The 13,713-nt window shown below is 68.3% G+C and carries 13 protein-coding genes; 2 read left to right on the top strand and 11 right to left on the bottom strand.

Translation table 11 applies throughout. The features are described 5' to 3' along the window. Positions 1-107: 107 nt before the first annotated feature. The 8 genes from ABH915_RS08090 to ABH915_RS08055 form a co-directional block, all read right to left on the bottom strand. Positions 108-1,421 (bottom strand): MFS transporter, encoded by a 1,314-nt coding sequence (locus tag ABH915_RS08090; protein WP_026538331.1) that lies wholly within the window; start codon positions 1,419-1,421, stop codon positions 108-110. 62 nt (positions 1,422-1,483) lie between these two features. Beyond that, positions 1,484-2,440 carry an SseB family protein gene (locus ABH915_RS08085; protein ID WP_370119744.1) on the bottom strand — a complete coding sequence of 319 codons (957 nt, stop codon included), beginning with the start codon at positions 2,438-2,440 and terminating at the stop codon, positions 1,484-1,486. A 13-nt stretch (positions 2,441-2,453) separates the two neighbouring features. After that, positions 2,454-3,200 (bottom strand): bifunctional 1-(5-phosphoribosyl)-5-((5-phosphoribosylamino)methylideneamino)imidazole-4-carboxamide isomerase/phosphoribosylanthranilate isomerase PriA, encoded by a 747-nt coding sequence (gene priA / locus ABH915_RS08080; RefSeq protein ID WP_018774443.1) that lies wholly within the window; start codon positions 3,198-3,200, stop codon positions 2,454-2,456. 40 nt (positions 3,201-3,240) lie between these two features. Then, on the bottom strand, positions 3,241-3,399 hold the full coding sequence (locus ABH915_RS08075; RefSeq protein WP_197026145.1) for a hypothetical protein: 159 nt from the start codon (positions 3,397-3,399) through the stop codon (positions 3,241-3,243). Further along, complete coding sequence (hisH, locus tag ABH915_RS08070) at positions 3,400-4,149, bottom strand: imidazole glycerol phosphate synthase subunit HisH (RefSeq protein ID WP_370119740.1); 750 nt, start codon at positions 4,147-4,149, stop codon at positions 3,400-3,402. It lies immediately after the preceding gene. Further along, positions 4,146-4,772, bottom strand: coding sequence for an imidazoleglycerol-phosphate dehydratase HisB (gene hisB / locus ABH915_RS08065; protein WP_026538327.1), 627 nt, complete (start codon positions 4,770-4,772; stop codon positions 4,146-4,148). Before hisB ends, hisH begins: the two co-directional genes overlap by 4 nt. Positions 4,773-4,843: 71 nt before the next feature. Further along, positions 4,844-5,962: a histidinol-phosphate transaminase gene (locus tag ABH915_RS08060; protein ID WP_370119737.1), complete on the bottom strand. Its 1,119-nt coding sequence runs from the start codon at positions 5,960-5,962 to the stop codon at positions 4,844-4,846. Positions 5,963-6,030: 68 nt separating this feature from the next. Continuing rightward, the gene (locus ABH915_RS08055) at positions 6,031-6,621 is read right to left on the bottom strand and encodes a LysM peptidoglycan-binding domain-containing protein (RefSeq protein WP_370119734.1); all 591 of its coding nucleotides are present in this window, start codon (positions 6,619-6,621) and stop codon (positions 6,031-6,033) included. Between the two features lie 360 nt (positions 6,622-6,981). Here ABH915_RS08055 and lexA point away from each other — a divergent pair, with 360 nt between their 5' ends. Beyond that, positions 6,982-7,731 (top strand): transcriptional repressor LexA, encoded by a 750-nt coding sequence (gene lexA, locus ABH915_RS08050; RefSeq protein WP_026266605.1) that lies wholly within the window; start codon positions 6,982-6,984, stop codon positions 7,729-7,731. Between the two features lie 137 nt (positions 7,732-7,868). Here lexA and ABH915_RS08045 read toward each other — a convergent pair whose 3' ends face one another. Both ABH915_RS08045 and hflX read right to left on the bottom strand, forming a co-directional pair. Then, a complete protein-coding gene (locus ABH915_RS08045; RefSeq protein ID WP_370119730.1) occupies positions 7,869-10,013 on the bottom strand; it encodes an ATP-dependent DNA helicase in 2,145 nt (714 codons plus the stop codon). After that, the gene (gene hflX, locus ABH915_RS08040; RefSeq protein WP_370119727.1) at positions 10,006-11,604 is read right to left on the bottom strand and encodes a GTPase HflX; all 1,599 of its coding nucleotides are present in this window, start codon (positions 11,602-11,604) and stop codon (positions 10,006-10,008) included. The genes ABH915_RS08045 and hflX overlap by 8 nt, the downstream gene beginning before the upstream one ends. A gap of 519 nt (positions 11,605-12,123) precedes the next feature. Between hflX and ABH915_RS08035 the strand changes: the two genes are divergently transcribed. After that, entirely contained in the window at positions 12,124-12,738 is a 615-nt protein-coding gene (locus ABH915_RS08035; protein WP_018774452.1) for a class I SAM-dependent methyltransferase, read from the top strand. Here ABH915_RS08035 and dapF read toward each other — a convergent pair. Further along, positions 12,719-13,672 (bottom strand): diaminopimelate epimerase, encoded by a 954-nt coding sequence (gene dapF / locus ABH915_RS08030; protein WP_370119724.1) that lies wholly within the window; start codon positions 13,670-13,672, stop codon positions 12,719-12,721. The two genes, ABH915_RS08035 and dapF, sit on opposite strands and share 20 nt — an antisense overlap. Between the last annotated feature and the right edge of the window lie 41 nt (positions 13,673-13,713).

Below are 13,713 nucleotides of genomic sequence, written 5' to 3'. Positions count from 1 at the left end.
CGGACCACCCAGGTCCGCCCGCCGGCGTCGTTAATTCCGTTCGCACGATTTTCCGTTCGCACGGGCCAAGCGCGTGCCCAGCTTGGCCCGCTGGGCCCCGCCCGCATTCAGACGCGGGCCAGGCGGCTGCGCCGGACCTGTTGCAGGGCCAGTCCCACAAGGCAGAGGGCCACGCCCGCCAGACCCACCGAGACGAAGCCGGCCGACGGTCCGATGAGGTCGATGAACAGCCCGGCCAGCGGCGCGCCCAGGGCCACCCCGCCGGTGAGCGATGAACCGTACCAGCCCATCGCCTCCCCGCGCCGGCTTTCGTCCACCAGTTCGGCCACCTTTTCCGAGGCCGCGGACAGCACCGGCGCGCACAGCAGACCCGGCAGCAACGCGAGCAGGCTGAGCGTCCAGACGTCGGTCGCGAAGGCCATCGGGACGGTCAGCGCTGACATCCCCAGCAACAGGAGAACCGGGGAGATGGGCCGGTGCATGGCGCCGTAGAGGATGCCGCCCACCACCGAGGCCGCGCACCAGAACAGGAACACGATGCCGATTTCGGCCTCGTGCCCGCCGGTCTGGAGCGCCGCTACGATCCCGACGTCGGTGCCGCTGAGGACCATGCCGGCGCCGGCCGCGACAGCGAAGACGGCGGCCACGGCGGCCGTGAACCAGCTGAAATTGTGGATGACGCGGTGGCGCAGGCCGGAGCCCCGCCGTCGCCGTTCCTCGGCGGCGGCTGCCAGGGGTGCCAGTTCGGCTGCGGCCTCCTGCAGGTGGGCCGGTGCCGCAGCAACAACGGCGGCTTCCGCACATTCCAGCTCCTGCGCTTCAAGGCTGGCGTCCGGGGAGGCGCTTCGAGTGGGCGGGTTGAACCACATGAGGAAGAGTCCTGAGACGGACGTCGCCACGCCCACGACCGTCAGGCCCAGGACGGACTGGCCGCTGGTGGCGACGACGGCTCCGACAGCGGGGCCGATCATGAAGACCAGCTCGGTGGCGATGGCGTCGAGGGCAAAGGCCGTGCGGCGCTGTTCCCCGGGAGCCAGCACGCCCAGCGACTGCCGCACCACGCTGAAAATGGGCAGGGTCAGCAGGCCGCCGACGAACACCAGGGGCAGCAGGGCCTCGTAGGACACGTGCGGCACGATCGACCAGATCACGGTCTCGGAGACGACGGACGGAATGAGCGCCTTGCGCAGCCCCACGGTGTCGACCCGGCGCCCGCGCCAGGGCGCGCCGACGGCGATTCCGATCGTCATGACGGCGGCGGCTGCGCCGGCGGCGGCGTAGCCCTGGCCGAGGGTCAGGACGATGTGCAGGGTCAGCAGGACTCCGGCCGCCGAGTGCGGTATGCGGGCGATCATGCCGACCAACAGGAGGCGCCTGATGGGCCGGACGGCCAGCAGCTCACGGTAAAGCGCGAAATTCACGGACTACATCCTTCTGGTACTGCCCACGGCAGCACCGGGAGGTCCCCCCGTTGGGCCGTCAGCTATGGTGCTGCGCGCTGCAGCTTGACCTCGATCGAATCAACCCGCTCGGCAAAGATTTCATTCCGGGCCCAGGCATCATTGAGGCCGGCGACGATCGACTGCACGCCGGCGGCGTCGAGACCGTCTTCAAGGTAGAGGACCACACGGAGTTCCGGGCCGGCTCCCCCACCGGGGAGCCGCCTGCCATCGGCCGTGGCCGAGGCAACTCCACCCCCCGGATGAATTTCAACACGGCGGACCGCCGGAAAGCCAACCGCGTCTTCCCCGAGGGCCCCCGCGAGATCGGGATCGGCGTACGACGGCGTCCAGGCCCGCTGCTGGGCGAGGGCCCACACTGCCGGCCGGCGGACCACGAATGTCACTTCCGAGCCGGGATCAATCACGAGCAGCTCGGCGCCTTCCGCGACCGCTGACAGGGCGGCCCGGGCCGCGTACACAGCGACCGGCCGGGCCTCCGGGTGCCACGCCGTCAGTGATGCCGCCGAGGTGAACACCGGCATGGCCGTGCGCCCGTCCGGCGCCTTGAGCGTCACCAGGGCCATGTCGGCCTGTTTGTCCGAGCGAAGTTTGTCACCGTGCAACGGGTCCCCGTTGGGCCCGGCCGCGGCCTCGCCCTCTTCGGCGAGCTGGGCGAGGATTGGCACGAACACCCGGGCGGTGGCAAGCGAGGCCACCACGGCGGCCTCACCACCCGCGCCCGCGGCGAGGTCGGACAAAGCCGCCAGATAGCCGGCGTCGGCGGTGCCGTCGTCGTCGTCGAAATTGTGGATCTTTGCGTCATCGCCGGACAGGCTGCGGCCGGCCCAGGGTTGGCCGGCGGAGTCGGTGGCCCCGCCGGCGCCGGCGAGGGCCGCCGCGATGTGCCCGGGCAAATGCCGGACGGGACCTGCCCCGGCCCCTGCCTCCCCGCCATCCTGGGGGTTGTTGGGGTCGCGGGGATCGTGGGTGTGTGTCATTGGCACTGACCGCCTAGCGGCGGCCGGCGACGTCGAGGGCCTCGGGCAGGGTGAAGTTGCCGTTGTAGAGGGCCTTGCCGATGATGGCGCCTTCGACGCCGAGCGGCACCAGGGAACGCAGGACCTTGAGATCCTCGAGGCTGGAAATGCCGCCGGAGGCGACCACCGGTTTGCCCGTCTTCTCGACCATCTGGCGCAGGAGCTCGACGTTGGGGCCCTGGAGGGTGCCGTCCTTGGTCACATCGGTCACGACGTACCGGGCGCAGCCGGCGTCCTCGAGGCGGCCGAGCACGTCCCAGAGGTCACCGCCTTCCTTGGTCCAGCCCCGGCCGGCGAGGGTGGTGCCGCGGACATCCAGGCCGACGGCGATCTTGTCGCCGAAGCGCTCGATCACCCGGGCCGTCCACTCCGGGTTCTCCAGTGCCGCCGTGCCCAGGTTGACGCGGGCGACGCCGAGGTCGAGTGCCTTCTCGAGGGATTCGTCGTCGCGCAGGCCGCCGGAGAGCTCCACCTTGATATCGAGCCGGCCTACCACCTCGCGCAGGAGTTCGGCGTTGGAGCCGCGCCCGAACGCGGCGTCCAGGTCAACCAGGTGCACCCACTCAGCCCCCTGCTGCTGCCAGTTGAGGGCGGCCTCCAGCGGGGTGCCGTAGCTCGTCTCGCTGCCTGCTTCGCCCTGAACGAGCCGGACGGCCTGGCCGTTGACGACGTCGACGGCGGGCAGGAGCTCGAGTACGGGCAGCGGGGTTTCGGTGGTCATCGTGGAGTCCTCAGCTTGGGGATGGTGGTGGGAGGGGCGGTCAGGACGCCGGCAGGGTCAGGAGGTAGGCGGCGAGCAGCGACATGCCGGCGAGGATGTAGAAAACGATCTGCACCCAGAGCGGGCTTTTCTGCTGGCGGAAGGAGATCGCGCCGCCGACCAGCAGGCCGGCGACGCCCATGAGGACCAGGGACCACATCTAGGCGGTCGCTTCCGGGGCCGCGGTACGTTCCGGGACTGCGGGGCGCAGGCCCTGGACCCAGTTGCGCAGCAGCCGGGCGCCGGCGTCGCCGGACTTCTCCGGGTGGAACTGGGTGGCACAGAGCGGGCCGTTCTCGACGGCCGCGATGAACGGGGCGCCGTGGTCGGACCAGGTCACCAGCGGCGCGGCCATCCGCGGCTGGATGACGTCGAAGTCCCACTGCTGGACCCCGTACGAGTGCACGAAGTAGAAACGCTCGCCCTCAACCCCGGCGAAGAGCTTGGACCCTTCGGGGACGGAGACGGTGTTCCAGCCCATGTGGGGCACGACGTCGGCAGGCAACAGTTCCACCTTGCCGGGCCACTCCCCCATGCCTTCGGCTTCGGTGCCGTGCTCGACGCCGGCCTCGAACAGCACTTGGAGTCCGACGCAGATGGCCAGCACGGGGCGGCCTCCGGCGACCCTGCGGCCGATCATGCGGATGGCGTCAACGGCCTTGAGTTCGCGCATGACGGTTTCGAAGGCGCCGACACCGGGGACGACGAGGCCGTCGGCGTTGAGGACATCCTCAGGCTTGGCGCTGAGGATGACTTCGGCGCCGGCCCGCTCCAGGGCGCGGACGGCGGACCGGACGTTTCCGGAGCCGTAGTCCAGCACCGTAACTGTGGGCTTTCCCTGCGGGGAGACCGGCTTGGCCGCGGCGGCGGGGTCGATGATGGCCCCGTCGCGGAGCAGCGGGCCGGTCACAAGGCACCCTTTGTCGACGGGATGCCTTCGACCCGGGGATCCGGTTCGACGGCGGCGCGCAGGGCACGGGCAAAGGCTTTGAACTGGGCTTCGACGATGTGGTGGGGGTCGCGCCCGGCAGTGACGTTCATGTGCAGGCAGATCCCGGCGTGAAGGGTGATCGCTTCGAAGACGTGGCGGGTCAGGGAGCCCGTGAAGTGGCCGCCGATCAGGTGGTATTCCTGCCCTGCCGGCTCGCCGGCGTGGACCAGGTAGGGACGGCCGGAGACGTCCACGACAGCTTGCGCGAGGGCCTCATCCAGGGGCACGGTCGCCTCGCCGAAGCGGCGGATCCCGGCTTTGTTGCCCAGGGCGGTCCGCAGGACCTCGCCGAAGGTGATGGCCACGTCCTCGACGGTGTGGTGGACATCGATGTGGGTGTCACCGGTGGCCTTGACCGTCATGTCGATCAGGGAGTGCTTGCTGAGGGCCGTCAGCATGTGGTCGTAGAACGGGACCGACGTGCTGATGTCTGACACGCCGGTGCCGTCCAGGTTGATCTCGACCAGGACCGAGGACTCGCTGGTGGTCCGTTCCATGCGTGCGGTCCGGCCCTCGGCGGTGGTGGATCCGGTGTTGCTCATGTAGATGTGTCCTTTGGAAGAAAGCAGGGTGTTGGGCACTCTGGCGGGGACGATCGGGCTCCCCACCAAGTCTAGGCCTGCGGCTTTGCGGAGCCGGCCAGGATGAGTTCAAGGGCCTCCAGGAAGGCTGTGGTTTCGGTCTCAGTGCCCGCGGTGACGCGCAGGTGCCCCGGAATGCCGACATCGCGGATGAGGACACCGGCGTCCAGCATGCCCTGCCAGACCTCATGGGGGTTCTCCAGGCCGCCGAAGAACACGTAGTTGGAATCGGACGCGGCCGGCGTCAGGCCCAGCCGCGTCAGTTCCGACACGATCCGGTCGCGCTGGCGCTTGATGTCCTCGACGTCCGCCATGAGTGCCTCCCGGTGGCGCAGGGCGGCCAGGGCCGCGGCCTGGGTGATGGCCGAGAGGTGGTACGGGAGACGGACCAGCCGCAGGGCGTCCGCGACCTCCGGGGCCGCGGCCATGTAGCCGAGGCGCGCGCCGGCGAGGGCGAAGGCCTTGCTCATGGTGCGCGAGACGATGAGCCGTTCCCGGCCAGGCAGCAGGGTGAGCGCGCTGGGCGTGCCGTCGTGGGCGAACTCGTGGTAGGCCTCATCGACGATCACGATGGTCTGACTGGCCTCGCCGGCGTCATAGACGGCCTCGACCACATCGAGGCCCAGCCCCGTTCCGGTCGGGTTGTTCGGGGAGCAGAGGAAGACGATGTTGGGCTGAAGCTCGCGGACCTGCTGTGCCGCCGATTCCGCGCTGAGCCCATAGTCCGACGCGCGCGCCCCGACGATGTATTCCGTGTCCGTGCCGGAAGCCAGCAGCGGATACATCGAATACGTGGGAGGGAACCCGAGGGCTGTCCGGCCGGGGCCGCCGAAGGCCTGGAGGATTTGCTGCAGGACTTCGTTGGAACCGTTCGCGGCCCAGATGTTCTCCGCGTCCAGGCCATGGCCGAGGTATTCGGCGAGGGCTTCGCGCAATTCGGTGAACTCGCGGTCCGGATAGCGGTTCAGTCCGGCAGCGGCGGCGCTCACGGCCTCGGTGATCGCGGCGCGGACATCGGCCGGGACCCCATGGGTGTTCTCGTTGACGTTGAGCAGGATGGGGACGTCCAGCTGCGGCGCGCCATACGGACGCAGGCCACGCAGATTGGTTCGGAGGGGCAGTCGGTTGAGGCGCTCAAGCTGGTCAGTCACGTGACCAGTTTAAGTGGTAGCGGGACGGGCGCTGAAACTGTGACGCCTGCGACGGCATCTGGGGGAGGTTACTTGGCCGGGACGAACAGCTGCTGGCCCGGCATGACACCCGCGGCGTCCAGATTGTTCAGCTGCACGATGTCCGCCACGACGTCTCGGGGATCGCGCTCCGGAGCCACCGACCCCGCAATGGCCCAGAGGGACTCCCCCGGTTGCACTGTGACGGAAACGGTCGGCGTCACCGAGAGCTGGTCCGCGGAATCTGCCGCCTTGGCGGGAGCGTTGAGGAATCCGCTCAAGGACAGGATGAACGCCGCCAGCAGGATCAGGGGGACACCGAAAAAGACGAAGCGTCCGCGCCGGGTGAGCCGCAGCGGCGGCTGCTTCGGCCGGCCGGCGGAAACCGCGCCCGTGGCCCCTTGGGGCGCCTGCGACGTCGCGGACGTGCGGCGCCTGGCATTGAGCGGGTAGACGTTGCCGTAACGGGAACTGCCCGGCCCCATGCCGCCCTGGCTGATGTCGCCGTGTTCGATGCCACTGTGTCCGATGCTGCCGTATCCGATGCTGCGGCGATCCGCCGCGCCGCCCGGAACAACACCTCGGCGGCCGGTCGCGATGCCCTGAATGCTAGTGCCGTGAAACGCGCTTGAAACTGACATGAACTGAGCCCTCCTGGACCATAGTTGCCGCCCGGCGTACTCATGTACTCTCCGCCAACCGGCCGAACCTTCGAACATAGAACCGAACATCGCTTGCGAACCCAGATCAGCGAAATCGAACACATATTCGAATCTTGCTTGTTCTGTTTTAGCACTTACTAACGAACGATGTCGAGACTCGCTAGAACAAATGTTTGAAAAAGGTCTGCGGCTGGCCTATTTTTGAGGGACAGGACAACCACTTTGAACTCCCTGAGGGAATTCATTCGTAGTTGATCAGCAGGGTCTGACATTTCAGGCCGGAAGTTCCCGGTGACAGTAGCCACGGCAGCCGGGCGGAACGGAAAGGCATTGGCGAACATGGCAGCACAAGCCACCGGCGGCAGGGCCACCCCACGGAGCCCGCAGCCCGCCCGGGCCCCCAAGAGCCTCACCGTCCGGCAAAAGAAAATCCTGGAGACCATCCAGCGGTCCGTCACGGACAAGGGCTACCCGCCGTCGATGCGCGAGATCGGCGACACCGTCGGTCTCGCCAGCCTCTCGAGCGTGACCCACCAGCTCTCCCAGCTTGAGAAGCTTGGCTACCTGCGGCGTGATCCGAAGCGGCCCCGAGCCATGGAAGTGCTCATGCCGCTGACCCTGGACGAGGGAACCACGCCGATATCGGGGATCGAGAAATCCAGTCCCTTGCGGGCCGTGGGCGGCCTGTCGGTAACCGAGCTCGCCAGCGCCACTGACACGGCAATGGTGCCGTTCGTCGGACGCATCGCCGCCGGCGGCCCGATCCTCGCGGACCAGGTGGTGGAGGACGTCATGCCGCTGCCCCGCCAGCTCGTGGGTCATGGCGAACTCTTCATGCTCAAGGTCGCTGGCGATTCAATGATTGACGCCGCCATCTGCGACGGCGACTGGGTGGTTGTCCGCCGCCAGGGTGATGCCCTGAACGGCGACATCGTGGCCGCCCTGCTGGACGACGAAGCCACGGTCAAGACATTCCGCCAGCGGGACGGCCACACCTGGCTGCTGCCGCAAAACACCCAGTACGAGCCCATCCTCGGCGACCACGCCGTCATCATGGGCAAAGTCGTCTCGGTACTGCGCTCCCTCTAAACCGCGCTCCCTCTAAACCGCGCTCCCTCTAAACCGCGTTCCCTCTAAGCTGCGCTCCCCTTAGCCATCCCGGGCCAGGCCGCCAGTGGCGGCCACCCCGCGCGGAATTCCGCGCAGGGTGGCGCCTGGCTTGGGACCTAGTCTTTCGCGGGGTCCTTCGCCAGGCGCTTCAGGGCCGCCATGGCTATCGATGAATCGGTGGTGGGCCAGAACGGCGGCAGCGCGGCGCGCAGGAAGCCGCCGTAGCGCTCCGTGGAGAGCCGCGAATCCAGCACTGCCACCACGCCCTTATCCGAGGTCGAACGGATCAGCCGTCCGGCGCCCTGCGCGAGGCGGATGGCGGCATGCGTGGCCGAGACGGCCATGAAGCCATTGCCGCCGGCCTGGGCCACGGCCCGCGAACGTGCCGTCATCAGCGGGTCGTCCGGCCGCGGGAAGGGAATCCGGTCGATGACCACCAGCCGGCAGGACACGCCAGGGACGTCGACGCCCTGCCAGAGCGACATGGTGCCGAACAAACACGTGTCGGGCTCGTCGGCGAACTGCCGCACGAGCGCCGTCATGGTCGACTCCCCCTGGCACAGGATGCTGAGGCCCAGCCGGGGCCGCATGGCCTCGGCTGCTTCCTCGGCCGCACGCCGCGAGGAGAACAGGCACAGCGCACCGCCGCCGGAAGCGCGGATCAGCTTCTCGAGTTCGTCCAAAGCCTCGGGGGACGTTCCGCGGCCGGGTTTGGGCAGGTGCCTGGCGACGTAGAGGATGCCCTGCTTCGGGTAGTCGAACGGGGATCCGACGTCGACGCCGGTCCAGCTCGGGGCGCCGTTGCCAACCAGGCCCAGGCCTCCGGCGGCGGGTTCGAAGGCGGCGCCGATGGCCAGTGTGGCCGAGGTCAGGATGACGGTGTGGTCCGCGAACAGGCCTTCGCGCAACCGTCCTGCGACGCTCAGCGGGGCAACATTGATCAAGGCCGGCGCGCTCTCGTCCGGCTGGGAGTAGCCCTGTGCCGGGTCGAAGCTGCTGTTGCGGGAGAACCACACGACTTCGCGGTTTTCGCGCGCGGCCAGGAGGCGTTCACAGAGTTCCAGGATGACCATGAGCCGTGAACGGGCCAGCTGGCGTCCGCCGTCGGCCGTCGCGGAGCTGTCCCCCTTGGAATCGGACAGGGCGGCGCGGCACGCGTCGCGCAGCTGATCGATGCAGTCCAACTGCTCGCTGTTCAGGCCATTGGGCATCAGCCCGCTGGGGACGCCGTCGATGGCCAGCTCCAGGTGGGCGGCGGCATTGTTCAGCGCATCCACGGTGATGCCCGTGTGCTTCCGGGCCCCGGACGCGGCGGCGTGCACCATCGCCACGGAGAGCTGGCCCGAAACCGCGCCCGTGACGCGGTCCTGGAGTTCGTGCGCCTCATCCACCACCACGACGTCGTACTCGGGCAGCACCGCCAGGCCTTCGAAGGCGCTGACGGCGAGCATGGCGTGGTTGGTGACCACGACGTCGGCGTCGGCGGCGTTCTGACGCGCCAGCTCGCTGAAGCATTCGGCCGCGAGCGGGCATTTCTGCGCGCCGAGGCACTCCATGGAGGTGACCGAGACCTGGCGCCAGGCCCGGTCCGTGACGCCGGGCATGAGCTCGTCGCGGTCCCCCGTCGCGGTCTCCTCGGCCCATTCGCGCAGGCGGACGACTTCCTTGCCCAGCTGGGAGGACGGCCCGCCCAGTGCGGCGGCGAAATGCGGCACGCTGGTGTCCTCGCCAAGGGAAAACAGCTGTCCCTCGGAAGGTTCTTCGGACGGGAAGCCGCCCTCGAGTTTGTGCCGGCAGACGTAGTTGGACCGGCCCTTGACCAGGGCGACCTTGACGGGCCGTTCCAGGGCAGGCGTGATGGTCTTGAGCAGCCTGGGCAGGTCGCGGCCCACGATCTGGGTCTGCAGCGCCAGGGTGGCGGTGGAGACCAGGGTGGGTTTGTTGCTGGTCAGCGAATGCGCGATGAGTGGAATCAGGTAGGCCAGGGACTTGCCGGTGCCGGTGCCGGCCTGGACCAGCAGGTGGTCGCCGCTGTCGATCGCGCGCGCCACCTGCCGGGCCATTTCGTGCTGGCCATCGCGGCTCTGCCCGCCCATGCCGGACACGGCACGGTCGAGCAGCTTAACCACAAACTCCTCGCCGGCCGCGCCGGCAACCGAACCGGCATCAGGCTCGGCCGATCCACCATCCGCTGGTTCGGCGTCGGCTGGATCCGCGTCAGCTGGATCGGCGTCAGCCCTGGTCACCGCAGCCTCAGTCATTGCTGATGAAGGGATCCAGTTCGGCGGCGAGTCCTTCACGCACCATCACCACGGCACGGGTCCCGGTTTCCTCGTGGTCGAGGCTGAGGATCTCGGCGTCGCTTTCGTGGAGCTTGCTGATCAGATCCCCGCGGTTGTACGGGATCAGCAGTTCAAGCTTCACGCTGGGCCGCGGAATGCCGTCGCTGATGGCCTTGAGCAGTTCCGGAATGCCTTCGCCGGTGCGGGCCGAGACCACCACGTGGCGCGGCTCGCGCTGCTTGAGCCGCTCGACCACGAACGGGTCAGCGGCGTCGGCCTTGTTCAGGACAATGATTTCCGGAACCTTGCGCGCGTCGACTTCGCTGAAGACCGTCCGGACAGCGGCGATCTGGCCTTCCGGATCCGGGTGCGAGACGTCCACGACATGCAGGATCAGGTCAGAGTCGGCCACCTCTTCCAGCGTGGAGCGGAATGCCTCCACGAGCTGGGTGGGCAGGGAACGGACAAAGCCCACGGTGTCGGCCAGGGTGTATCCCAGCCCGTCAGCGGTTTCGGCCTTGCGGACGGTGGGGTCCAAGGTGGCGAACAGGGCGTTTTCCACCAGCACCCCCGCATCGGTCAGCCGGTTCAGCAGCGAGGACTTCCCTGCGTTGGTGTACCCGGCGATCGCGACAGAAGGCACGGCATTACGACGGCGGTTGGCGCGCTTCGTTTCCCGGGCAGGCTTCATGGCGGCGATTTCGCGCCGCAGCTTGGCCATCCGGGTGCGGATCCGGCGGCGGTCCAGTTCGATCTTGGTCTCACCGGGACCACGCGAGCCCATGCCGGCACCGGCGCCGCCCACCTGGCCACCGGCCTGGCGGGACATCGATTCACCCCAGCCGCGCAGGCGGGGAAGCAGGTATTCGAGCTGGGCGAGCTCCACCTGCGCCTTGCCTTCACGGCTCTTGGCGTGCTGGGCGAAAATGTCCAGGATCAGCGCTGTACGGTCAATGACCTTGACCTTGACGATGTCCTCCAGCCCGCGCCGCTGGGACGGGGCCAATTCGGCGTCGACGACGACGGTGTCGGCGCCGGTGGACATCACGATGGCCTTCAGCTCCTGTGCCTTGCCGGAGCCGAGGAAGGTCCCGGGATCGGGCTTGGCGCGCCGCTGGACGAGCCCGTCGAGGACCTCGGAGCCGGCCGTCTCAGCGAGGGCGGCAAGTTCGCGCAGGGAGTTCTCGGCGTCCGCGAGGGTGCCCTCGGTCCAGAGGCCGGCCAGGACGACGCGCTCAAGGCGCAACTGCCGGTATTCGACCTCGGTGACGTCTTCGAGTTCGGTGGACAGGCCGGCCTTGCGGCGCAGGGCGTGCCGTTCCTCAAGGTCCTGCTGGTCGCCGTCGAAGTTGGTGTAGACCTCGTCCAGGCGGGAGATGGCCTGCGCCTTGCCGAGCACCGACGTCGGGCTGCTGGTGCCAGCACCGGCGGCGGTGCCGTGGCTGGTGCCGCCGCCGCGGCCTGGGGCGGGGGTGTCCTTGGAAAGGATCCGGTCGATTACAGCTTGGATCTCCTCAGGGCTCATGTCCTGGGCTGCTGAATCGGGTCCGGTGTTGGGGTGGCTGGTCATGGTCTCCTTTAAGGGTTCGGCTCTTTCAGAATAGTGCCGATTGCTGCTCTGTGGGGCGGTATTCGCGCTGGGCTGACGGCGGGGGGTCATGCAGGCCTCCTGGAATGCCCGCGGCAACGGTGCCGGGGCGGGGCTGGCTCCGTCCGGAGCTATGGCTGGCTGAAGGGTAGAGGCGGCAGAAGCGCCTGGCTGTGGGACCACAGAATGTGGAGATCACAGTGAGGTAGGTGCCGTCCGCCAAGCCCGGCCACGGTGCACGCTGCCAAAAAGACACGGTGCTGGAAAGCGGCTGGATTCCAAGTGGTGCGGGCGCCAGCGGGTGAGAAAACTCACCCTTGCGATGGCGCACTCAGCGGAAGGCGTTTACCTGCGTCGCTCCGGGGACGGGCTGTCGCTCCTAAGAGAGACCAGGCCCGTGTCGGCTACTTGGAGATCAAGATCATGTTTCGTAGCGTAGCAGACGCCGGCGCTCCCGCCCGGTTTCCCATACGGGCTGGCCGCGAACTAATCTGGCCCATTATGGAGTCTGCACACTATTTCAGCGCCCAGCCGGCCGGGCCGTTCACCCGCAAGCCGCTCACCGTGGATCTTGCCGGCGAGACGCGCCGGCTGCAGACGTCCTCGGGGATCTTCAGCCCGGACGGGATCGACAAGGGGACGGCGGTGCTGCTCGCCGACGTCCCGGCGCCGTCGCCGCAGGGCAACCTGCTGGACATCGGCTGCGGCTGGGGACCGATCGCCCTGACTATGGCCCTGCGGGCACCGCACGCACAGGTCTACGCGGTGGACGTGAACGAACGTTGCGTGACCCTGACCAACGAAAACGCCGGCCTGTTGGGGCTGAACAACGTAACCGCCAGCACGCCGGACGCCGTCGACCCCGAACTGCGCTTTGACACCATCTGGTCCAACCCGCCGATCAGGATCGGCAAGGATGAGCTTCACGCCCTCCTGCGCCTGTGGATTCCCAGGCTGGCGCCGGGCGGATCGGCCTGGCTCGTGGTCCAGAAAAACCTCGGCTCGGACTCGCTGCAGCGCTGGCTCTCGGCGGAGCTCGACTCCAGCTTCAGCGTGACCCGGGAGAGCACGTCGAAGTCGTTCAGGATCCTTCGAATCAGGAAAGCGTCCCGCTAGCGACGATCACGGCCGGGCCGCTGAGTTCGACGTGTTCGTGCCCCTCCGGGCCCAGGAAGAATTTCACGCCGACGACGCCGCCGGGGACGTGGACGTTCCACGCGTCCGGTGCGCCCTGGCCGGCCCAGTGGCGAATCGCGACGGCGGCAGCGCAGGCGCCCGTGCCGCATGACTGGGTCTCCCCCACCCCGCGCTCGTGGACCCGCATGGTGATGGTGCCGGTGCCGTCGTGGACGAGTGGTTCGGCCGGCACAACGAATTCGACGTTGGTGCCGTGCGGCGGCGTCGGGTCCACCCGGGGGGCCGTGAACAGCTGCGTGGCTTCCAGTTCGGCCGTTTCGGCCAGGGCTACCACGGTGTGCGGGTTGCCCATGCTGACGGAGAGGGCGGGGCGCGCGACCTCGAGCCCGTCGGCGCTGACGAGCGAATCCATGGCCCGCGCCGTCGCCTCGCCCGGGAAAATGAACTCCCAGGGCCCCATGTCCACGGCGTACCCCGAAGCTGTCCGGACGATCGTCTTGGCACCGCCCCGGGTTCCAATGACGAGGGATTCGCCAGCCGGCAGGTCCACGAGGCCTTCGGCGATGAGGAAGTGCACAAACACGCGGACTCCGTTGCCGCACATCTCAGAGAGCGAGCCGTCGCCGTTGCGGTAGTCCATGAACCACTCGGCGTCGGGGTGCGCGGTCAGCAAATCCTGTCCCTCGGACAGGAGCCGCGAAGGCACGGCGCGGATCAGGCCGTCGCCGCCGATGCCGCGGTGCCGGTCGCAGAGCGCCGCGACGTGCTCCGGGCTGAGCTCGAGCGCGCCGTTGGGGTCTGCGATCAGGACAAAGTCGTTGCCCGTTCCGTGGCCTTTGGAAAACTTCAGACCGCTCAGGGGTGCGGTATCGCCGGCAGTACGGTCAGCGGCTACGGCTTGGGATTCGTCCATGCTCCAAGGTTACCGTTCCGTCCTGACCGCTACGGTACCGT

This window comes from Arthrobacter sp. MW3 TE3886 (genome assembly GCF_041262145.1).
Taxonomy (GTDB): domain Bacteria; phylum Actinomycetota; class Actinomycetes; order Actinomycetales; family Micrococcaceae; genus Arthrobacter.
The sequence above is the reverse complement of the archived record's forward strand: the minus strand, read 5'-3'. Positions and strand labels throughout refer to the sequence as shown.